The sequence below is a fragment of the Amycolatopsis sp. WAC 04197 genome (assembly GCF_003947475.1).
GTDB classification, from domain to species: Bacteria; Actinomycetota; Actinomycetes; order Mycobacteriales; family Pseudonocardiaceae; genus Amycolatopsis; species Amycolatopsis japonica.
Genome location: NZ_QHJK01000002.1, coordinates 281362 through 295926 on the forward strand (window position 1 = coordinate 281362; position 14565 = coordinate 295926).

13 protein-coding genes are annotated in these 14565 nt (G+C 69.5%); 7 read left to right on the forward strand and 6 right to left on the reverse strand.

All coding sequences use genetic code 11. The features are described from left to right. Nucleotides 1–84: 84 nt before the first annotated feature. The 3 genes from DMC64_RS08480 (at nucleotide 85) to DMC64_RS08490 (ending at nucleotide 6718) form a co-directional block, all read left to right on the forward strand. Nucleotides 85–726 (forward strand): L,D-transpeptidase, encoded by a 642-nt coding sequence (locus DMC64_RS08480; RefSeq protein ID WP_125733115.1) that lies wholly within the window; start codon nucleotides 85–87, stop codon nucleotides 724–726. A gap of 271 nt (nucleotides 727–997) precedes the next feature. Beyond that, on the forward strand, nucleotides 998–3808 hold the full coding sequence (locus DMC64_RS08485; protein WP_125733116.1) for a PQQ-dependent sugar dehydrogenase: 2811 nt from the start codon (nucleotides 998–1000) through the stop codon (nucleotides 3806–3808). An 87-nt stretch (nucleotides 3809–3895) separates the two neighbouring features. After that, entirely contained in the window at nucleotides 3896–6718 is a 2823-nt protein-coding gene (locus DMC64_RS08490; protein ID WP_125733117.1) for a PQQ-dependent sugar dehydrogenase, read from the forward strand. 76 nt (nucleotides 6719–6794) lie between these two features. Here the strand turns inward: DMC64_RS08490 and DMC64_RS08495 are convergent, their stop codons facing one another. Beyond that, a complete protein-coding gene (locus DMC64_RS08495; protein ID WP_125733118.1) occupies nucleotides 6795–8318 on the reverse strand; it encodes a 3-hydroxyacyl-CoA dehydrogenase in 1524 nt (507 codons plus the stop codon). A gap of 169 nt (nucleotides 8319–8487) precedes the next feature. On the opposite strand from DMC64_RS08495, the gene DMC64_RS08500 reads away from it, so the two are divergent. Further along, nucleotides 8488–8682: a hypothetical protein gene (locus tag DMC64_RS08500; RefSeq protein WP_125733119.1), complete on the forward strand. Its 195-nt coding sequence runs from the start codon at nucleotides 8488–8490 to the stop codon at nucleotides 8680–8682. A gap of 9 nt (nucleotides 8683–8691) precedes the next feature. Beyond that, nucleotides 8692–9315, forward strand: coding sequence for a TetR/AcrR family transcriptional regulator (locus tag DMC64_RS08505; protein WP_016337958.1), 624 nt, complete (start codon nucleotides 8692–8694; stop codon nucleotides 9313–9315). On the opposite strand, the gene DMC64_RS08510 is transcribed toward DMC64_RS08505, so the two are convergent. Further along, entirely contained in the window at nucleotides 9299–9988 is a 690-nt protein-coding gene (locus DMC64_RS08510; protein WP_037334894.1) for a TetR/AcrR family transcriptional regulator, read from the reverse strand. The genes DMC64_RS08505 and DMC64_RS08510 overlap by 17 nt on opposite strands. Before the next feature lie 117 nt (nucleotides 9989–10105). Here DMC64_RS08510 and DMC64_RS08515 point away from each other — a divergent pair, with 117 nt between their 5' ends. Then, the gene (locus DMC64_RS08515) at nucleotides 10106–10582 is read left to right on the forward strand and encodes a nitroreductase/quinone reductase family protein (protein ID WP_125733121.1); all 477 of its coding nucleotides are present in this window, start codon (nucleotides 10106–10108) and stop codon (nucleotides 10580–10582) included. A gap of 92 nt (nucleotides 10583–10674) precedes the next feature. Here DMC64_RS08515 and DMC64_RS08520 read toward each other — a convergent pair whose 3' ends face one another. The 3 genes from DMC64_RS08520 to DMC64_RS08530 all read right to left on the reverse strand — a co-directional run bounded on the left by DMC64_RS08520 (nucleotide 10675) and on the right by DMC64_RS08530 (nucleotide 12792). After that, nucleotides 10675–10890 carry a hypothetical protein gene (locus DMC64_RS08520; RefSeq protein ID WP_016337955.1) on the reverse strand — a complete coding sequence of 72 codons (216 nt, stop codon included), beginning with the start codon at nucleotides 10888–10890 and terminating at the stop codon, nucleotides 10675–10677. A gap of 82 nt (nucleotides 10891–10972) precedes the next feature. Continuing rightward, nucleotides 10973–11626, reverse strand: coding sequence for a response regulator transcription factor (locus DMC64_RS08525; RefSeq protein ID WP_037334899.1), 654 nt, complete (start codon nucleotides 11624–11626; stop codon nucleotides 10973–10975). After that, on the reverse strand, nucleotides 11623–12792 hold the full coding sequence (locus DMC64_RS08530) for a sensor histidine kinase (RefSeq protein WP_037334902.1): 1170 nt from the start codon (nucleotides 12790–12792) through the stop codon (nucleotides 11623–11625). Before DMC64_RS08530 ends, DMC64_RS08525 begins: the two co-directional genes overlap by 4 nt. A 52-nt stretch (nucleotides 12793–12844) precedes the next feature. On the opposite strand from DMC64_RS08530, the gene DMC64_RS08535 reads away from it, so the two are divergent. Next, nucleotides 12845–13903: a hypothetical protein gene (locus tag DMC64_RS08535; RefSeq protein ID WP_125733122.1), complete on the forward strand. Its 1059-nt coding sequence runs from the start codon at nucleotides 12845–12847 to the stop codon at nucleotides 13901–13903. Here DMC64_RS08535 and DMC64_RS08540 read toward each other — a convergent pair. Further along, nucleotides 13897–14442, reverse strand: a complete 546-nt coding sequence (locus tag DMC64_RS08540) for a hypothetical protein (protein ID WP_125733123.1) — start codon at nucleotides 14440–14442, stop codon at nucleotides 13897–13899. The genes DMC64_RS08535 and DMC64_RS08540 overlap by 7 nt on opposite strands. Nucleotides 14443–14565: the final 123 nt, after the last annotated feature.

Here is a 14565-nt window from a genome sequence, read left to right on the forward strand (position 1 = left end):
TGACCTGCCGATCAACAACCCCGGATAGGTGAGCTCCGTCTTTACCCATGTCGGACGGACTACGGACAAACGGGGGTAAGGGTCGTGAAGAAGTTCCTGGTGGGGGTGACCGCACTGGCCACCGCGCTGGTGCTGACCGCGTGTTCGGGCAACGCCGGCGGCAGCGCGCCCGGTGGCGGAGCCGTCGCGCAGGGCGACCCGGCGGGCGGGCCCACGACCACGTCGGCGCCGTCTTCGACTCCGGCCACGTCGTCCCAGACGCCGACGCCGAGCAGCAGCAGTTCCGCGCCGAAGCCGACGTCTTCGAAGCCCAAGCCGAAGCCCACGCCGAAACCGGCGCCCAAGCCCGCCGCGAACGCCGCCGACGTGCCCTGCAAGGCGGCGCTGGCCTCACCGGGTGTGAGCGCTTGCGTGGATCTCTCCGCGCTCAAGACGTGGCTGCTGCAGGACGGCAAGGTCATCTACGGGCCGGTCAAGCAACTGCCCGGCAAGAAGGGCCATGCCACGCCGACCGGGGTGTTCCACGTTTCGGCCAAGGTCAAGAACTACCACTCGAAGGCCTTCGACGCGCCGATGCCGAACTCGGTGTTCTTCCTGCCGGGTATCGCGTTCCACACCGGCAGCCTCTCGGTGTACTCGCACGGCTGCATCCACCTGTCGGCGGCGGCTTCGCAGAAGTACTTCACGACCTTGCAGAACGGCGATGTGGTGCAGGTCGTGGCCTGATCCGCTTCGGTACCGGTGCGCGTGAGTGGCGGGTCGTGAGTGATTTGGGTGGTTCTAACGCTCATTCTCGCTCACGACTCTGTGTAAAAGTGCGGGGGCAGGAAAACCCGGAACGACCCATGCCTCACCGCAGCCTTGGGTAGGTGACCGAACGCGATCCGTGGCGATCATTGCGGTTCGGTTGCTTTGAGATAAATGAAAGCTCCCGGTGGCAATGACTTCCCCGCTCCCGGCGACGTGCCCAGGACACGCCGGAAATGGGGAAGTGCCGATGATCTGGAGCCGCCTACTCGTCGCACTGTCGGTTTCGATCCTGCTTCTCCCGGGATGGGTGGGCGCTCCGGAAGCGACCGGGGCGCCCACTCTGCCGTCCGGCTTCGTCCTGCGTGACCAGCCGAGCGGTCAGGCCGCCTTCGACCTCACCGATTTCGCTTATCTGCCGGACGGTTCCGTGCTCAGCATCGGCAAGAGCGGCAAGGTCGCCTGGGTGCCGGTCACCGGTCCGGCCAGGACGATCGCGAACCTCCCCGTCCACGACGACGGCGATCTCGGGCTCGTCGGGCTCGCCATCGCACCGGATTACGCCACGTCACACCGGATCTACCTCGCGTGGTCGTTCGACACGGGTGGCGGCGCGTTCACCATGCGGGTGGCGCGCTGGACGGTGACCGGCACGGACGTCCCCACCGGTCTCGCGAACGAACGCGTGCTCGTCGACCTTCCCGGGTTCTACGACGTCCACGGCATCACAGGCCTCGTCACGGCGCCCGACGGCACGTTGTGGATCTCCATCGGCGACGCCGCCGACTTCACCAGGATGGATCCGGGCGCGTTGCGCTCGCTCGACCTCGATCAGCTCTACGGCAAGATCCTGCACGTCACCTCGGACGGCGCCGGTGTTCCCGGCAATCCGTACTACTCCGCCGCGGCCCCGGACGCCAATCGCTCCAAGGTCTTCTCCAGCGGCTACCGCAGTCCCTTCCGGTTCTCCCTCGACCCGCGGCTCGGTCTGCCGGTCGTGGGCGACGTCGGCTGGAACACCTGGGAAGAGGTGGACGTCGTGCGGCCGGGGGAGAACCACGCCTGGCCCTGCTGGGAGGGAAACGCGCCCACGCCGGGGTATTCCGGGCTGGCGGGCTGCGCCGGGGTGGTCAACACACCGCCGATCACCGCGTACCACCACGGTTCCGGCGTCGACGAAGGCAACAGCGTCACCGCCGGGATCGTCTACAGTGGATCGTCCTATCCGGACGAATACAAAGGCGCCTTCTTCTTCGGCGACTACGTCACGCAGAAGATCTGGACGATGACGTACGACAGCCAAGGCAGGCTCGTGCGCGCGCCGGAGCGGCCGCCGGAGTTCGTCGGCATCGGCGGGCCGGTGAAGTTCGCGGCCGCGGCCAACGGCGACATCGTGTACGCCGACATCCACACCGGCAATCTGCGGCGCCTCAGCTATCCGGGGACGAACGCGGAACCGGTCGCGGTCGCCACTTCCGAAACGAACCCCGAAACCCGCACGGTCACCTTCGACGGCGGCGGTTCCTACGATTTCGACGGCGATCCGCTGACCTACCACTGGGATTTCGGTGACGGCACGAGCCAGACCGGCGTCCGTGTGACCCACGCCTACGGCACCGGGCTCACGAGAGCGACAGCGCGCCTCACCGTCACGGACCGTCTCGGCGCGTCCGCCGGTACGGACGTCGTCGTGGTGCCGGGAAACCACTCGCCGGAACCGGTGATGACGGATCCCGGCGCCCGGACGTTCGCGGTCGGGGAACCGGTCGTCGTCGAGGTGACGGCGACCGACGCGGAGGACGGCGTGCTGCCGGTGTCGTGGACCACCCTCATCCGGCACTGCCCGGAGGAAGCGACCTGCCACGCGCATCCCGGTTCGCCGGGCGGCGGGCCTGCGTTCACCGTGCCCTTCACCGGCCACCAGGACTCCCGCGTCGAGATCACCGCGACGGTGACCGACAGTGCGGGGGTGACGGCGAGCAGGACCTACGTCGCCATGCCGCGCGAGCACCGGCTGACACTGACCGGCAACGTGGCGGCGGCATTGAGCATCCCGGCCGAAGGCGGCGTCAGCACCGCGATGGTGACCGAAGGCGCCACATTCGAGGTCGTGGCGGAGGAGATCGCCGCGGACGGCGTCTCGACGTTCTCGAACTGGTCCGACGGGCGGACTTCGCGCACGGTGACCGTCACCGTCCCGGCGAGCGACGTGACCCTTATCGCGAACTACCTCACCCCGATCGACAAGCGCTACCAGGCGGAACCCGCGCTGCGGCAACGTCTCGGCGCACCCGCCGGGCCCGAGGTCGCCGACGGGACCGTGCGCTACCGGCCGTACGCGAACGGCAGGCTCTACTGGAGCGCCGAGACCGGCGTCAAACAGATCGAGGGCGAGATCCTCAAGAAGTACCTCGCGCTGGGCGGGCACCGGAAGTTCGGACCACCGGCGACCGACGAGACCGCCACCCCGGACGGCGTCGGCCGCTACAACCATTTCCCGAACCGGCCCGGCACGATGCAGTCGTCGATCTACTGGACGCCGTCGACCGGGGCGCATCCGGTGTACGGGCGGATCCGGGTCAAATGGGCGGCGCTGGGCTGGGAGGCGGGCCCGCTCGGCTACCCCACGACCGACGAGCTCCCGACGCCCGACGGGGCAGGCCGGTTCAACCACTTCAGCAAGAAGGCGTCCATCTACTACACGGTGCAGACCGACGCGCACGCGATCTGGGGCCGCATCCGGGTCCGGTGGGAGGCGCTCGGCTGGGAGACCGGCCCGCTCGGCTACCCGACGACGGACGAATCCTCCACTCCGGACGGCGTCGGCCGCTACAACCACTTCACCAAGGCGGGCTCGATCTACTGGACGATGGCCACCGATTCGCACGCGATCTACGGCGCGATCCGGCAGCGGTGGGCCGCGCTCGGCTGGGAGCGGTCGTACCTGCGCTACCCGGCGACGGACGAGTTCGGCATCCCCATCGGACGGCAGAGCAGCTTCCAGAGCGGCTACATCACCTGGAACCGGAGCACGGGGCAGGTGATCGACCGGCGGTGGTGATCACAGTTCGATAAAGCCACTCGGAAGTGTGAAATGTCCACGTAGGCCCCTTCGATGAGACGTTCGACTGGGGAAAGGGGCCCTTGCATGCCGTCGAGATTCCGTGCGCTCTGTCACGCCCTCGTGACGTTGCTGATAGTTACCTTGCTGGTGCCGTTGACGTCCACATCGGCGTCCGCGGCGCCGGTGCTTCCGCCCGGCTTCGTCCTGCGTGACCAGCAGAGCGGGCAGGCTCCGTACGACCTGACCGACTTCGCCTACCTGCCCGACGGCTCGATGCTGACCACCGGGAAGCAGGGCAACGTCGCCTGGGTGTCCACCACCGGGCAGACCAAGAGCATCGCCACCCTGCCGGTGCGCAGCAGTGGTGACCTGGGGCTGGTCGGAATCGCGATCGCGCCCGACTTCGCCACCTCCCGCACGATCTACACGGCCCGCGCGGTCGACGTCGCCGGCGGCGGGATCGCCCTGCGCGCCTCGCGCTGGACGGTCACCGGTACCGCCGAGCCGACCGGGCTGACCGCCGAGAAGGTGCTCATCGAGGGTGCCGCCAACACCGACATCCACGGCATCACCGGCGTCGTGGCCGCCCCCGACGGCACGGTCTGGGTCTCGACCGGCGACAGCTCCCGGTTCCAGGGCGCGGCCGACCCGTTCGCGCTCAACGTGTACGACCTCGACAAGATCTTCGGCAAGATCTTCCACATCACCGCGGACGGTGCGGGCGTTCCCGACAACCCGTACTACACCGCGGCGAACCCGAACTCCTTGCGCTCCAAGGTGTTCGCGAGCGGCTTCCGCAGCCCGTTCCGGTTCAGCCTCGACGCCAGCACCGGTCTGCCGGTGGTCGGTGACGTCGGCTGGGGCACCTGGGAAGAGATCAACTTCGTCCAGAAGGGCGCGAATCTCGGCTGGCCCTGCTTCGAGGGCAACCAGCCCGCGGACGGTTTCTCCGCGATGCCGCAGTGCGCTTCGGCCGTGAACACGCCGCCGATGCTGGCGATCCGCCACGGGCAGGGCGTCGACAACGGCAACAGCATCACCGCCGGGATTGTCTACAATGGAGAGTCGTACCCGGAGGAATACCGGGGCGCGTACTTCTTCGGCGACTACGCCACCCAGAAACTCTGGACGGCCAAGTACGACACGCAGGGCCGCGTCGTCCGCCCGCAGGAGACGCCGCCGAAGTTCACCGGCATCGGTGGCCCGGTCAAGTTCCTGGCCGCGGCCAACGGCGACATCGTCTACGCCGACATCTACAGCGGTCTGCTGCGACGGCTCAGCTACACCACCGGGAACAAGGCGCCGGTCGCGGTCGCCACTTCCGAAACGAACCCCGAAACCCGCACGGTCACCTTCGACGGCAGCGGTTCCTACGACTTCGACGGCGACCAGCTGACCTACGAGTGGGACTTCGGTGACGGCACCACCGGCGCCGGCGCGAAGGTCAGCCACGCCTACCCGGCGGGCACCGAGAAGTTCACCGCCAAGCTGACGGTGAAGGACGGCCTGCAGGCGTCCGGGAGCACGGACATCGCCGTGGCGCCCGGGAACCACTCGCCGAAGCTGACCATGACCGACCCCGGCGACCGGCTGTTCGCCGTCGGCGAGGAGGTCAAGGTCGGCGCGACCGTGACCGACACCGAGGACGGCGCGCTCCCGGTCACCTGGACCACCCTGGTCCGGCACTGCCCCGAGAACGCGGTCTGCCACGCGCATCCGGACCACAGCGGCACCGGACCCGAGTTCGCCATGCCGTTCACCGATCACACGGACTCCAACCTGGAGTTCACCGCGACGGCGACCGACAGCGCGGGCGTAAAGGTCTCGAAGACCTACATCGCGAAGCCTCGCGAGCACCGGCTCACACTGACCAGCAACGTCGCCGCGGCACTGGGCATCACGCCGGAAGGCGGGGCCTCGTCGGCGATGGTGGTCGAAGGCGCGAAGGTGGAGATCCAGGCGGCCGAGGTCGCTTCGGACGGCGCTTCGACCTTCACCGGCTGGTCGAACGGCGCGACCGGGCGGCTGACCGAGATCACCATGGGCACCACGGACCTGACGCTCACGGCGAACTACATCACCCCGATCGACAAGCGCTACCGCGACGAACCCGCGCTGGCGCAACGACTCGGCGCGCCGACCGCGCCTGAGGCCGTCGACGGCACGGTCCGCTTCCGCACCTACGAGCGCGGGCGGCTGTACTGGTCGAAGGACACGGGTGTGAAGCAGATCGAGGGCGAGATCCTCAAGAAGTACCTCGCCGCCGGCGGACACGTGAAGTTCGGGCCGCCCGCGACCGATGAACAGTCCACTCCGGACGGTGTCGGCCGGTACAACCACTTCCCGGTCTGGCCCGGCGTCCTGCAGACGTCGATCTACTACACCGTGAACACCGGGGCGCACCCGATCTACGGCAGGATCCGGCAGAAGTGGGCTTCGCTCGACTGGGAGCGGGGACCGCTGGGCTACCCGAGCACCGATGAGGCGGGTACTCCGGACGGGCTCGGCCGCTACAACCACTTCAGCAAGGACGCGTCGATCTACTACACCGTCCAGACGGACGCGCGGGCGATCTACGGCCGGATCCGTGTCCGGTGGGCGGCGCTCGGCTGGGAAGCCGGCCCCATGGGCTACCCGACCATGGACGAGGCGGCGACGCCGGACGGTGTCGGCCGGTACACCCACTTCACCAAGGGTGGTTCCATCTACTGGTCGATGGCGACCGACTCGCACGGCGTGTGGGGCGAGATCCGCAAACGCTGGGCGGCGCTCGGCTGGGAGCGTTCGTACCTGCGCTACCCGACCACTGACGAGATGGTGGTCACCGGCGGACGGCAGAACAACTTCCAGGGCGGCTACGTGTTCTGGAACGCCTCCAACGGCACCGTGACCGACGGCCGCTGGTAAGCGGTAAACGCGCGTGAAGGCCCCCTTCCCTCGGCTGAGCCGAGGGAAGGGGGCCTTCACGCGCTTCGGGGTTGTTTCAGCGCAGGAGGTCCGCCGGTGACGTGCCCGCCGACGTCAGCGGCAGGCCGAGCGCGACGCGTTCGGTGAGCCAGGCGCTCGGGCGGTAGCGCTGGTCGCCGGTGCTCGCGACGAGACCACGCAGCACCCGCAGCACGAGATCCGCGCCTGCCTCGTCACCCCAGGTCAGCGGCCCGCGCGGGTAGCCGAGGCCGAGCCGGACGGCGGTGTCGATGTCCTCCGGCGTCGCGAGCCGTTGCCCGGCGATGAAACAGGCGGTGTTGACGATCGACGCGAGGAGCCGCTGCGCGATCGGAGCGGGACCGTCGCGGACCACGGTCACCGGCAGACCGGTCGCGGCGAGCGCGCCCCAGGCGGTGCGGCCGGCGGCCGGGTCGAGCGCGGGATGGACCGAGAGCGTCAGGCGTTTCCCGTAGCCGCCGAGGGGATCGACGCCGACGACGCGTTCCGGCGGCAGACCCGCCGCGAGTGCGGTGTCCACAGTGGACGAACCGATCGGGCTGACGATCAGGACCGTGTCCGGGTAGGCGGAGTGCACGACCTGGATATCCGCCGCCGAGAGCAGCGTGCCGAGGCGTTCGTCGTCGACCCATACCGGGGTGTTCGGGGCTTCCGGCGCGGCCGGTTCCGGCTCGACCTGTTGCTGCCCGTCGACATAGCTGTAGAAGCCTTCGCCGTTCTTGCGGCCGAAGAGCCCGGCCGCGACGCGGGGGCGCGTCAGCCACGACGGCCGCAACCGCGGTTCGCCGTGGAAGCCGCTCCAGATGCTTTCGAGCACGGCGTGCGAGACGTCGAGACCGGTGAGGTCGAGCAGTTCGAACGGGCCGAGTTTCAGGCCGAGCACGTCGCGGGCGACGCGGTCCACTTCGGCCGGGCTCGCGATCCCCTCGGCGAGGATCTGCAGCGCCTCGGTACCGAGCCCGCGGCCGGCGTGGTTGACCAGGAAACCCGGTGCGTCACGGGCGAGGACCGGTTCGTGCCCCCAGCCGCGGACGAGTTCGGTCATGGCGGGCGGCAGCCACGCGGCGGTCCGCGCGCCGGGCACGACCTCGACCAGCCGCATCAGCGGGACCGGGTTGAAGAAGTGGAGCCCGAGCAACCGGCCGGGATCGGTCAGTGCGGCACCGATCTCGGTGACCGAGAGCGAACTGGTGTTGGTGGCGAACACGGTGTCCGGACCGCAGACGCGTTCCAGCTCGGCGAACAGCGCGCGTTTGATCTCCAGATCCTCGCGGACCGCCTCGACGACGAGGTCGACGCCGTCGGCGGGGGCCAGCGGACCCTCGGCCGCGATCAGCCTGCCTTTCGCGGACTCGGCCGCCTCCTCGGTGATCTTGCCCTTCGAAGCGAGCTTGCCCAGCATCGCGCCGACGTGGTCGATTGCCTCGCCGACCGCCTCGGGCCGGGCGTCGGCGAGCTCGACCTCGAGCCCCGCCGTCACGGCGAGCTGGACGATGCCCCGGCCCATCACCCCGGTTCCGATCACCCGGATCCTGCCGACCTGCTCCGCCCACTTCTCCACCGCGAGCCGCCTTTCCGTCGATGTAGTCCCGTCCTGACGCTAGCCGCCACGCCGGTATCTCGCCCGGACGGGTGATCCGTGCGCCACTCGGCGTAAGGCCACCGAGCCGGCGAGGTCTCCTCCGCGAAAACCGAGTGTTCCGCGCACCACCCCCGAAGGGAAACCTCCCATGGCCACCGTCCCCGCCGCCGCAGCCGTCCGGACCACGCCGTTGCTCCTCGTCGCCGTTCTCTTCGGCGCGGTCGCCGCGTTCCTGGCGAGCCAGGCGTTGTGGTCGCTCACCGCACTGGCCGTCGTGGTCGCCGCCGCCGTCCTCACGGGCGGGGTGTGGCTGTCCGGGCGGAAGGCCGCGGCCGAACTCTAAGATCGCCGTGTGACGGCGAAACGCTTGACGCGGGAGGAAAGCCGCGAACAGACCAGGCAGCGTCTGCTCGCGGCGGCCGCCGAGCTGTTCTCCGAACGCGGGGTCAACGGCACGTCCGTCGAGCAGATCGCCGAGCGGGCGGGTTTCACGCGCGGCGCCTTCTACGGCAACTTCGACGGCAAACACGAGCTGGTCGTCGAACTGCTGCGCCGCCGCACCCAGCGCGAGGCCGAGGAGGTCGCCGCGTTGCGTGACGGCGTCGGCTCCTTCGCCGAGATGATGGACCGGCTGCGCGCGTGGAACGTCGAGCGCGCCGAACACCTCGCCGGCTGGCTGACGCTGCGCACCGAGCTGGCCCTGTACGCGCTGCGGAATCCCGACGCCCGCCCGCTCGTCGGCGAAGGTGAGAAGTCGACAAGGGCACTGCTGGAGACGTCGATCCGGACCGAGCTCGCCGCGCGAGGCGCGGAACCGCCCGCCGATCCGGCCTTCCTCGCGCTGATCGTGCACGCGCTCGAGGACGGCCTCCTGTTGCAGCGCTTCCTCAGCCCGGAGGGAACCGGCGACGAGGACGTCGTGGACGCCGTCCAGCTGCTGATGCGCTCGTGGACCGCGCTCAGCCGGTCATCTTGATCCCGGTGAACTCGGCCATCTGACGGACCCCGTGCGCGAAGAAGGCGTCCGACGGGTCGACGGAGCCGACGTACTGGCCGAACAGCTCGAAGTTGATCATCCCGAACAGCTGGGTCCAGGCCATGATCAGCCGGGAGGCGGTTTCGGGGCCCAGGTTGACCTTGAGGATTTCGGTGAGCGCGTCGAGCTGGTGAAGCAGTTCGACGGGCATCTCGCCGACCTCGGTCTCGACGCGGAGGTTCGCGTCGCGTAGGACGGCGACCAGCGCGAAGGCCACCCGGCCTGCGGGGGCGACCGTGTCCTGCGGGGCCTGGTAGCCGGGGATCGGCGAACCGTAGATCAGCGCGTACTCGTGCGGATGCGCCTTCGCCCAGGCGCGGACCGCGTGCCAGATCGAGTCCCACCGTTCCAGCGGGCTCTTCTTCGGGTCATCGGCGGCCTCCGCGGCTTCTCCGACCGCGTTGTAGGCGTCGACGATCAGGGCGGTCAGCAGCTCCTCGCGGCTGGAGAAGTACCGGTAGAGCGCGGACGACACCATGCCCAGCTCGCGTGCGACCGCGCGGAGTGAGAGGCCGAGCGCGCCGACTTCGGCGAGCTGGCGGCGGGCTTCGTCCTTGATCTCACGGGTGAGCTCGGCGCGGGCACGTTCGCGCGCGGTCTGAGTGGCGGCCATGCTCTCACTGTAGAGCATCGCACCAAAACGAGAGCACTGCTCTTGACATGGCGCACTGCTCTGGTGTTCACTGCTCTTAACAGAGAGCACTGCTCTCGCAGACTTCGAGGAGACGAGATGACCACCAACGCCGCCGCGACCGCTACTGCCACCGACGCCGCGATCCGCTACGTCAAACCGGCCAAGGCGACCAACGCGTTCAACGAGTTCGTGCTCAAGCTGACGAAGCTCGGCGTCAGCGTCCTGGGCAGCCGGGTGCTCTCGGTCCGGGGTCGCAAAAGCGGCGAACTGCGCTCCGTCCCGGTCAACCTGCTGAAGCTGGGCGGCGAGCGCTACCTGGTCGCTCCGCGCGGTGTCACGCAGTGGGTGCGGAACCTGCGCGTCGCCGGCGAGGGGCAGCTCAGCGTCGGACGCCGCACCGAGACGTTCACCTACACGGAACTCGCCGACCACGAGAAGCCCGAGATCCTGCGCGCGTACCTCAAGCGCTGGAAGTTCGAGGTCGGTGTGTTCTTCGACGGTGTCGACGCGAAGGCGTCGGACGAGAAGCTGCTGGAGATCGCGCCCGGCTACCCGATCTTCAAGATCGCCTGATGCCGAGAGATCGCCGTCCAATCACGCGTGTTCGCCACTCAATCACGCGAGTTACGCCTCTGATCACGCGTGCTCGGCGATAACGACCATGGCTAGTCGGCCCGGTCCTCACCGGAGGTCTGCCGTGTGCGGCGGGCGGTGGCCGCCACCAGCACCACCCCGACCAGGAACGCGACGAGCCCGATCAGGAACCACAGCTTCTGCCCGGTCATGAAGCTGCCGGTCAGCACTCCGGCGCCCTGCAGCACCCAGACGCCGCCAACCAGCAGGAAGACCAGCCCGATCGTGAGCGTGACCCAGCGTTTCATCCACAGCTCCCCGCCTCGACGTGCACTGTGGCGATTCTGGCACCGGGCGCCCCGCCCGGCGAACCGATCAAGCCCGGCGGGATCAGTTCCCCACCAATCCGTTGCGGTAGGCGTAGACGACGGCGTGCACCCTGTCCCGCAGCCCGAGCTTCGCCAGGATCCGGGAGACATGGGTCTTCACCGTCTCCTCGCCGACGTGCAGATGCGCGGCGATCTCCGCGTTGCTGGAGGCGTCGGCGACGAGCAAGAGGACTTCGCGTTCGCGTGAGGTGAGCCGTTCGAGTTCGGCCGGTTCGGCGGCAGCGGGTTCGATGCTGGTGGCGAAGGTCGACACCAGCCGCCGGGTCACCGACGGGTCGATCAGCGCGTCGCCGCGCGCGGCCACCCGCATGGCCGAGACGAGTTCTTCGGGCGCGAGGCTTTTCAGCAGGAACCCGCTCGCACCGGCGCGAAGCGCGCGATACACGTACTCGTCGGAGTCATACGTCGTCAGCACGAGAACCCGGGTGTCGTTGCCGGGCGCGGACATGATGGCCTCGGTCGCGGCCAGACCGTCCAATTTGGGCATCCGGACGTCGAGGACGGCGACGTCCGGGCGCAGAGAGGCCGCCTGCGCGACCGCTTCGCGTCCGTCCGCCGCCTCGCCGACGCATTCGAAGTCCGCCTGGGTGTCGAGCACCGCGCGCATCCCGGACCGGAACATCGCGTGGTCGTCGGCCAGCAGAACCCGGATCACTGTGCCTCCAAAGGAAAACCGACTCGAACCCGCCAGTGCCGCCCGTCGTCGAGCGGTCCGCATTCGGCCTGTCCGCCGAACAACGCGACCCGCTGCCTGATCCCGGCGAGACCGCGTTTCGTCGACTCGGCCGACGCGTTCGGGCGGCCGATCTCGTTGGTGATCGTGAGGAGTACTTCCGTCTGCCGGTAGGCGAGGTCGATTTCGACGATCCCGCCTGCCCCGTGCCGGAGCGCGTTCGTCAGCGCCTCCTGCGCGATGCGGTACAACGCGATGTCCACCGAACCGGGGAGTTCGCGCGGCCCGCCGTGGCTGGTCAGCCGCGCGGGCAGCCCGGCGGTGCGGAGGTTGTCGAGCAGCTCGTCGAGGTTGTCCAGCCCCGGTTGCCGCTGCACGTCACCGTTCTCCTTGCCGTGCAACAAATCCAGCAGACGCCGCAGATCGGCCATCGCGGCCCGGCTCGACGATTCGACGGCGGAGAGCGAACGCCGGACGGCGGGTTCGCCCTCCGGCAGCCCGAGCCGCGCGGCACCGGCGTGCACGCCGATCGCGCTGACGTGGTGGGAGATCACGTCGTGCAGATCGCGGGCGATCGTCGTGCGTTCTTCGACGACGGCCCGGCGGACGGCCTCGGCTTCGTGCTGCTGCCGTTGTTCCTCCGCGCGCTGGAGATCGGCGATGTACGCGCGCCGCGCGGTCGTGTAGCGGCCGACCATCCACGGCAGCAGCCCGCTCACGCCGACGTCGATGACCAGCAGGCGCCAGTCCCGGTCGCCGCGGTCGACCGGGATGAGATTGCAGGCGACGAGCCCGGCGAGCATCGTCACCAGGGCGGCCACCGCGGGTTTGGTCGCGAGCCAGGCGCCCGCGCGGTAGCCCGCGATCAGCACGCCGGCGTTGGTGGCCTGCAGGTAATGGTCGTACGGGAACAGCAGGAGCGGCGCGGCGGCCAGCAACGCGCCGTGCGCGGCGGAAACCCAGCCGGAGTACCGCGAAGGTCCGGCGAGCGCGGCGTTGGCGAGGATGCCGCCGATCAGGAGAACCCAAGCCTGCCAGCCCAGTGAGAGCGGCGGACCGGCGATGAGGAACAGCCCGGCGTCGGCGATCAGGCAGACGGCCGCGACCGCGCACGCCTGCCTCGCCAACGAACCGCTGATGTCCCGCACGGGCTCAACTCTGCCCTATTTCGCTGGACAGGGGTTCCTAAGATCGAAACCCATGGGGGCAGCGAAGACACCCGTGCTCTGGACGACCGGGGCACCGGGAACCGGGAAATCGACCACCGCCTGGGGTTTGTACACCCGCCTGACGCGAGCGGGCGGCAGCGTCGCGTACGTCGACATCGATCAGCTCGGGCTGATCGGCCCGCCGCCCGGCGGCGGGGACGCCGCGCACGCGATCAAGGCGGCCAATCTGCTGCGCGTACTGGAAGTCCTGCGAGGCACCGCGCAGATCGTCGTGTCCGGGGTGGTGGACCCGGCGAAGCCGTACATCGAAGACCCGGACTTCGACCTCACGCTCATCCGGCTGACGTGCGATCGCGACGAGCTCCGGAGCCGCTTCCTCGGCCGTGGCTCACCAGCCGCGGCTTTGCCCGACCTCTTCGCGGTGGCGGACGTCTACGACCGCGCCGGTTTCGGCGAGGCGATGGACACGACCGGCCAGCGGCCCGAGCAGACCGTCGAAGCGCTGTTCCACCGCTGCACTTTGGACTCTGGAACCGTTCACCCGCCGGACTCGGGACAGCCGCAGCCTGGACCGGTGACCGTGGTGACCGGCCCGACGGCGGTCGGCAAGTCGACCGCCGCGTTCGGCGCGCTCCGGGATCTCTGGGAGCGCGGGATCCCCGTGGCCTACGTCGATCTCGCGCAACTCGGCTTCGCGCACCCCGGCCCGGATCCGGCACGGGAAGCGGCGCTCCTTTCGGCCCTCTGGCGCGGCTATCGCGACGCGGGGGCGAAGCGGCTGGTCGTCGTGGCCCGGGAATTCCGCCCGGAGCATCGGCGGGTCTTCGACGCCGTCAGCGTCGTGCACCTCGACGCGGACGACGCCACGCTCACCGAGCGAGTCCGGCGCCGGGCCGAAGGCGAGTCCGCCTTGCTGGCGGGCGACGAACTACGCGGCGCGCCACCCGGTGTGCGTGACCGGGTGGCCGCCCGCGCGGTCGCCGAAGCGGCCCGGATGCGTGCATCCGGCGGCGACCGTGTCGTCCTCGACACGTCCGGTCACGAACCCGCCGAAACGGCCGCCGCGTTGCTCGCGGTGGTGGCTCAGTAGCGCCGCTGGCCGTCCTGGCCCTGTCCGGGCGGCCCACCGCGCTGGTTCTGCCCAGGTTTGCCGATGGTCGTCGCCGTCGCGGTGTTCCCGGTGACCTTGGCGGTCACCATCACCGTCTCGCCGACCTTGGGGTCGCCGGTCTTCATCGTCGACGCGTCGATCGTGTAGACCTGCTTGTAGCCGTCCTTGCTGGTCAGGCTGACGGAGGTCGCGCTGACCTCGGTGACCTCCCCGGTCTGCGTCCGCTCGGTGCTGTAGCCGCCTTTGCCGTCGGAGACGACGAAGTCGCCGTGCAGCGTGTCGCGAGGTATACCCCCGCCGGGGCCCATGAGCACCCGGCCGCCGCCAGGACCGCCCATCATCGTGCCCCGCTCGGCGCCGTTCGCGGCGGTCCCGGCCCAGATCGCGGCGCCACCGCCGGCGGCGATCACCACCGCCGCCCCGGCCGCGATCGCGGTCTTGCGCCCCGACCAGGTCTTCTTCGGTTCGCCTTCCGGGGCGGGCGCGCCCCATTCGGCGGGTTCGGTCGGTTCGGTCATCTGGACGCCTCCCTGTACTCGGTTGCGGCCATGGTCGGCGCCGTCGCTGTGCGGGAGCTGTGCCACCGGTGGGCACGCGCTGTGACTCGCACCCGGCAGGGTGATCGTTCACAGGAAACGCAC

Bases quoted from the DNA above. Each gene is read 5' to 3' on its own strand.
- DMC64_RS08485 (WP_125733116.1), top strand. From the start codon at position 998: ATGATCTGGAGCCGCCTACTCGTCGCACTGTCGGTTTCGATCCTGCTT.
- DMC64_RS08490 (WP_125733117.1), top strand. From the start codon at position 3,896: ATGCCGTCGAGATTCCGTGCGCTCTGTCACGCCCTCGTGACGTTGCTG.
- DMC64_RS08500 (WP_125733119.1), top strand. From the start codon at position 8,488: ATGGCCACCGTCCCCGCCGCCGCAGCCGTCCGGACCACGCCGTTGCTC.
- DMC64_RS08510 (WP_037334894.1), bottom strand. From the start codon at position 9,988: ATGGCCGCCACTCAGACCGCGCGCGAACGTGCCCGCGCCGAGCTCACC.
- DMC64_RS08515 (WP_125733121.1), top strand. From the start codon at position 10,106: ATGACCACCAACGCCGCCGCGACCGCTACTGCCACCGACGCCGCGATC.
- DMC64_RS08520 (WP_016337955.1), bottom strand. From the start codon at position 10,890: ATGAAACGCTGGGTCACGCTCACGATCGGGCTGGTCTTCCTGCTGGTT.
- DMC64_RS08535 (WP_125733122.1), top strand. From the start codon at position 12,845: ATGGGGGCAGCGAAGACACCCGTGCTCTGGACGACCGGGGCACCGGGA.
- DMC64_RS08540 (WP_125733123.1), bottom strand. From the start codon at position 14,442: ATGACCGAACCGACCGAACCCGCCGAATGGGGCGCGCCCGCCCCGGAA.